The sequence below is a fragment of the uncultured Gimesia sp. genome, assembly GCF_937910335.1.
In the GTDB taxonomy this organism is placed as follows: Bacteria; Planctomycetota; Planctomycetia; order Planctomycetales; family Planctomycetaceae; genus Gimesia.
In genome coordinates this window covers 1-6,028 of record NZ_CALEMX010000206.1, presented here as the reverse complement: position 1 = coordinate 6,028, position 6,028 = coordinate 1, and the positions used below count along the sequence as shown (strand labels likewise).

The window sequence follows — 6,028 nt, the reverse complement described above, 5'->3', positions numbered from 1 at the left end:
CGATTTGAATAATCAATAACTCCATTGTAAATAAAGATTGGTTTTCTCAGGATGGTCTCTTTTTTTATGGAGGTTTACCACTTAAACCGATAGAACCTTTCATTTTTAAGACTCACAAGTCTGAATTAGAAGTAAGCTTCATCGTACTTAATGCCACTCCCTTCTAAGCAGGCATGGTCATATTCTCATAGGAATTAAAAAGATGAATGAACTTTTTGTAGCCAGACAGCCCATCTTTGATGGTGATCTCAATATTTTTGCTTACGAGCTGCTTTTTCGAAATAGTGAACAGAATCAGGCCAATGTCATTAATGGTGACCAGGCCACTTCTCAAGTTCTGTTGAATTCACTGATCGAAATAGGTTTGCCTAATCTGGTGGGAAGTAAACTGGCATTTGTGAACTTTACCAGAAGCTTTCTGACGGGCGATCTTCCACTTCCCTTTGAAAAAGATCAAATCGTGATCGAAGTTCTGGAAGATATCGAACCGGATACAGAACTCTTTAATGCCTTGCGCAAATTATCCGATCAAGGATTCATGATTGCCTTGGATGACTTTGTTTTAACCGATAAAAACTTGCCTCTGATTGAATTTGCAAACATTATTAAAGTCGAGTATCCGGCCCTCGAAAAACAAGAGGTTCGTGAACACGTAAAAAAACTATGCGATTTTCCAATTCAGATTCAACTCATCGCCGAAAAAGTCGAAACCTATGAAGACTTTGAATTTTGCAAAGAACTCGGGTTTGACCTTTTTCAAGGATATTTTCTCTCCAAACCTCGGATCATCAAGCAAGCCTCAGTTCCTGATTCGCAAATGAGTCTGTTGCGTATCATGGCCAACCTTCAAGATCCGTCGGTCGACATCAAACAGGTCTCTACATTACTTTCCCAAGATGCCGGATTGAGTTATAAGTTGTTGCATTACATCAACTCCTCTGCAATCGGCCTTACCAGGCCCGTTCAATCATTACAACAAGCCCTGGTTCTCTTAGGGCTGAATCGTCTCAAATCAATGGTGACTTTGATCATAATGACGGGTATAGACAATAAACCAGTCTGCCTCGTCGATACTTCGCTGGTCCGAGCCCGACTTTGCGAGCAGATTGCCGAGGCTGCTGGCCGCAAAGATAAAGAGGCATTCTTCATGGTCGGATTGTTGTCCACACTCGATGTGTTCTTTGACCGCAAGATGGATGACATTTTGACCGGATTACCTCTCTCCGAAGATATCAAAAATGCCATCCTTTACCAGGAAGGGGCTATCGGTGAAGCCTTACGCTGTGCGATAGCCTATGAACACGGAGATTGGGATGGCGTTTATTATCCCTCGCTGGATCAGGCGCTGATCCGGTATTTCTGCCACGAAGCAGTGAGTTGGGCGAAAGTGAGTATCGAAACTCTGATGCCTGAGGAGGACGGGAAGCCCCGTAAGGTCAATAAAACCAGCCAACCCGTATTAGCATAAATATTCAACACTTGTAGTTCGTCGGATCGACTGACTTTTGCTGTTTGATATTCCACGAATTCAAAACAATTCAGGGATTCCGTTAAATTACCGGTTTTAATAGGCACTCTTTAAAATAATGACCGGTAAATCGCCGTTTCCCGGACATTACCAGTACCAGCAATCCTTAGCGAGTCCCGATCCGTTACAGTTTGGACACTCACCAAGAGCGTCGTCATCCCAACCATATCGGCCTGTTTATTCTGCCAGACTCCATACAAAGCCATCACCGCCGCGCTATGGCACAGTCTTTCGACCTCATCTAAGGACAAAATAAAAGGTCAGGTTCAGAAAAAACGACTCCTGACCCCTTATGCTTCGCAATGTTAAAAGTGAGCTCACTCCGTGTTTTCTGAAATACGCCACATGACTCCCGAGGGATCGATCAGGACGAAGTCCCGCATGTTCCACGGCCTCTGTTCAGGATCTGTGATTTTAACGTCGTACTTTTCGGCGATATTTTGATTCTGTAAATGAGACCACCAGGCATCCACATTCTTGACGGAGAGATGCATCATCAAGTTTTCAGCCAGCTGTTTCTCGTAAAAACGTTGGAGCAGAAAAGTGCAGTTTCCGTGAGAAACGTAAGCCAATTCGTCAGAGGACCACGGAATACGGAAGCCGAGGTCCTGATAAAAGCGCTTCGAGAGATCGAAATCTAAAGACGGCACAAACGCCTTCAGTTCGACCGTTTCCAGATCGTTTTCCGTATTGTTTCGGGATTCCAACATGAAGTTGCCTCATTGATTCCTACGCAGCACGAATACACATCGAATGCCCGACTCGCTTCATCGTCTGCAAGATACGAAAAATCGTACCAAACTGAAACAGACAGTCAACAAGCAGTTTCACACAATAGTATCTCTTCCAAAATTTATGTTTGGGTAATGACCATTTCTTGGACATTCACTAATCATTATCGAATACAACTTTGGTACGACGCCTGGTATCTGCTATACTCAAGTGATGATCTTTGAGTATTGGAAAAATTACATTCAATGAGTCCGCTAATGAAAATATTTAAGAATAAATACATTTTTTGGGTGCTGGTTTTTCTACTTTATGTTTATATCTACTTCGACTCCAAGGATAACAATTTCGACTCTAAGAATGACAATCAAGCATTTATGCATTGGGCGTGGGAAAACGAACCTTGGTTATGTGTTCTTATCATAGTTATGTTCTCAGGAATGATAGCGCTGATATATTGGATTGGCCGTAAGAATCTCAATAAAAAAGATATCTGAACAGAGCATGTGTGACAAATAAAGTGTCCGGAAACCAAAAAAAATCGAAACCGGAATAGACATCACTTTATGATTTCACAGCGCAACCCACAGCCACGGCCACCATTCCTCTTAACGATCTAATCTCCTCACCTCCGCGTCAGTAGACATTCCGAATCATCGATGTTACAAACGAACTCACTGTTATTCATTCCTTGTTTTCCATCGTGAGGCATCCCTATGATTCGCAGCTTTACCGTTTTGGTGGTCATCTTAATCACGTTGCTCGTCGCGGATACAGACGACGAAAAAGCGACAGCCAACCAGCAGCCAGAGGGGACAGTCATCAACATCGGATCGCAGCGAGAATTATTCGTCGAGGAAACACTGGTCGACCGCTTTGTTGGGAAAGCGATGTTACGATTGCATCATCCCGTCCCGCAAAAAGTGGTTCTCGAACACGACGCACCCTGGGAAGGGAGCGGCTGTGTCTATCACAGTATTTTCAAGGACGGCGACCGCTACCGCATGTACTATGCAGCCGGACATCTCAGCGTTTCTCCCAACGGAGTGGATGCCGGCACACATGGTCTCTATTGCTGTTATGCAGAGAGCGACGACGGCATCCACTGGAAAAAACCAATATTGGGACTGCATGAATTTCAGGGGAGCAAAGAAAATAATATCGTGATGGTCAAACAAAAGGTCGGCGATGCGATGTCCGAGCCAGGCGAGCCCGCGGTCTTCAAAGACGAAAACCCCAACGTCTCGCCCGACGCCCTGTATAAGGCGCTGCTGCCTGCAAATCGATTGCCGGAAGACCGCCGCCGTGGATTACTCGCGTTCAAGTCGCCCGATGGATTCCATTGGACGCCGATGAGCGACAAATCCATCCTGAATGACGGCGCGTTTGACTCTCAAAATCTCGCCTTCTGGGATGCAGAACAAGGACTCTACCGCGCCTATTGGCGCTACTTCACTAAGGATGGTCACAGTGATAAAAAAGTTTGGGATCCAAAAGGGGATCGGGCCATTCGGACGGCAACTTCCAAAGACTTCCTGCACTGGGAAAACCAGAAAAACCTGAGCTATGTTGATTCCCCTTCGGAGCAACTCTATACGAGTCAGGTCAAGCCCTATTCTCGCGCCCCGCATTTGTTGATTGGTTTTCCAAGCCGTTATGTCGAGCGGGGTCACAAGGACAGCCCCGGCCATGAAGCGCGTGCCAGCGCCGGACCAGAACGCACGGCCCTCTGGTCGGAATCACTGCAAGCACTACCCGAATTCCAAAACCGTCTCTGGCGTGCCAAATCCAGCGAACGCTACGGGCGTGCGATCACAGAAGGTCTGTTGATGGCAAGTCGCGATGGTGTGAAATTCAAACGCTGGAATGAAGGATTCCTACGCCCCGGCATCGAACGCGAAGGAACCTGGAACTACGGACATCAATTCATCGGCTGGTCTCCGATTCAAACAAAGGGAACTCTTGAAGGTGCCCCCGATGAACTCTCACTTTTTGCAGTCGAGAGCTACTGGACCAACACCAGCGATCTCTTAAGACGCTACACCCTGCGACTCGACGGTTTTGTCTCGGTGCAGGCGCCCATGAGCGGCGGCGAACTCATCACGAAACCAATCCGCTTTAGCGGACAGGGGCTCTGGTTAAACTTCGCGACTTCCGCAGCGGGCAGCGTGCGCGTCGAACTTCAGGACGCCCAGGGCAAGCCGTTACCCGGGTTCGCACTTGAAGAGTGTGAAGAACTCTTCGGCGACACACTCGACCGCCAAGTCAAATGGAAATCAAGCTCTGACCTCACATCGCTCAACGACCAGACCGTCCGCCTGCGGTTCGTCCTCCACGACGCCGACCTCTATTCGTTCCAGTTCCGGGGAAAATAAGGAATCATACCTCATATAGTTTGAGGGGAATTGTTCACGATTTTGCGATTGTAATACGGCTTGGGATCATTTATGAAGAATGTATCTCTACTTACTATAGTCTCTTAACTGCTAAATTCACTGTGAAACTGACTGGTGACAAAGGAGAGCTTCGTGAAAATCAAAATGGTCTGCCACGTCCTGGTGGGATGCTGGTCCTTGCTTGCATATGCCGTTTGTGTGGCTGATGAAGGGCAGGAAGAAGCCAAACCAATCTATCTCTCTGACATGACTCAATGCCAGCCGACAAGGTTTTTATCCCGGAAGTCTGAGCCAGGAAAATGGCATTTGATTCCCTTTAAAACGGAACATCTCAGCGGGACGATGCTGGGAGCACTTTCCAAAATTCAAGCACCCGAAGTGCGTCTGCCCGTTAATCAAAAGGGCTGGTTCAAAATTTATCTCGGGATCTGGAATCCTCAGTTCACGTACGATGGCCAATCGATTATCAAATCCAGACTTTCCAGTCGTCCGGTATCACAGCAAATTCATCCAGGCAAAAGCCCCGATAATCAATCGTCGACATTTATCGAAGAAGTTTATTTGTATGATGCTGACTTGAGTGGCGAAAATTATATCGCATTTGGGAAATCGAATGGTTTACAGTCACGGAGTGCTTATATCGCTTATGTGAAATTGATTGTCATGACTCCGCAAGAAGTGAAAGCGGAACAGGCGCGACGTCATAATAAAGATCGCAAAAATCTGGTGGCGACCTTCGATGGCAGTTCCATCTATCATTACAGTGATTGCTCCACGGTTGCACATCATTTGGAGTGGATCGAGAAGTTACGGGACTCTGATACGAAAAAAGTCTTATGGGCGGTGACTTACGGTGACAAAACCGGTTTTTCCACCAGGCATCCGGATCTCAACTATCTAGGGGAAGAAGCAAAATCTGAACCAGAGTCAAAAGTCTATGGAAATCCGTACCAGCGTGGACGACGCCAAATGCTGGACTTTTTCCAAAAGTGTGACGCTGAGGGAATCGTGTTGCAACAAAAACTTGCCGCGTTTACACATCGACTGGGAATGAAATTTGATTTGATGTATCGGATCGGTTTTTTGGGTGGCTATGGACTCTCTGATGTCTCCAATCACAATTTTATCCAGAAGCACCCTGAATTGCGGCAGGTAACCAGAGATGGTCAAGTTCTGCAAAAAGGAAGTCTGGCGTTCCCGAAACTGCAGCAGATCATTCTCGATCAAATCGATGAAAGTTGCCGCAAGATAGACGCTGATGGAATTAACCTCTGTTTTGTGCGCGGCCCTCATTTTCTGTTATGGGAAAAACCGGTCCGTGATGCCTTTGAAACCAAATTCGGTACCACCTCTCAAACCGTCGCTGAAGATGATC

At 46.6% G+C, this 6,028-nt stretch carries 4 protein-coding genes; 3 read left to right on the top strand and 1 reads right to left on the bottom strand.

The genetic code is table 11. The features are described 5' to 3' along the window. The first annotated feature begins 202 nt into the window (after positions 1 to 202). The gene (locus Q0668_RS07720) at positions 203 to 1,468 is read left to right on the top strand and encodes an EAL and HDOD domain-containing protein (protein WP_298862327.1); all 1,266 of its coding nucleotides are present in this window, start codon (positions 203 to 205) and stop codon (positions 1,466 to 1,468) included. Between the two features lie 377 nt (positions 1,469 to 1,845). Here Q0668_RS07720 and Q0668_RS07715 read toward each other — a convergent pair whose 3' ends face one another. Next, on the bottom strand, positions 1,846 to 2,238 hold the full coding sequence (locus tag Q0668_RS07715) for a VOC family protein (RefSeq protein WP_298862324.1): 393 nt from the start codon (positions 2,236 to 2,238) through the stop codon (positions 1,846 to 1,848). 735 nt (positions 2,239 to 2,973) lie between these two features. Between Q0668_RS07715 and Q0668_RS07710 the strand changes: the two genes are divergently transcribed. Both Q0668_RS07710 and Q0668_RS07705 read left to right on the top strand, forming a co-directional pair. Continuing rightward, a complete protein-coding gene (locus Q0668_RS07710) occupies positions 2,974 to 4,632 on the top strand; it encodes a hypothetical protein (RefSeq protein WP_298862321.1) in 1,659 nt (552 codons plus the stop codon). A 153-nt stretch (positions 4,633 to 4,785) separates the two neighbouring features. Continuing rightward, the coding region (locus Q0668_RS07705) for a hypothetical protein (protein ID WP_298862318.1) at positions 4,786 to 6,028 on the top strand (1,243 nt) is incomplete at its 3' end.

Excerpts from the sequence above, each read along its gene's own strand:
- Q0668_RS07715 (WP_298862324.1), bottom strand. The coding sequence starts at position 2,238 with ATGTTGGAATCCCGAAACAATACGGAAAACGATCTGGAAACGGTCGAA.
- Q0668_RS07720 (WP_298862327.1), top strand. The coding sequence starts at position 203 with ATGAATGAACTTTTTGTAGCCAGACAGCCCATCTTTGATGGTGATCTC.
- Q0668_RS07710 (WP_298862321.1), top strand. The coding sequence starts at position 2,974 with ATGATTCGCAGCTTTACCGTTTTGGTGGTCATCTTAATCACGTTGCTC.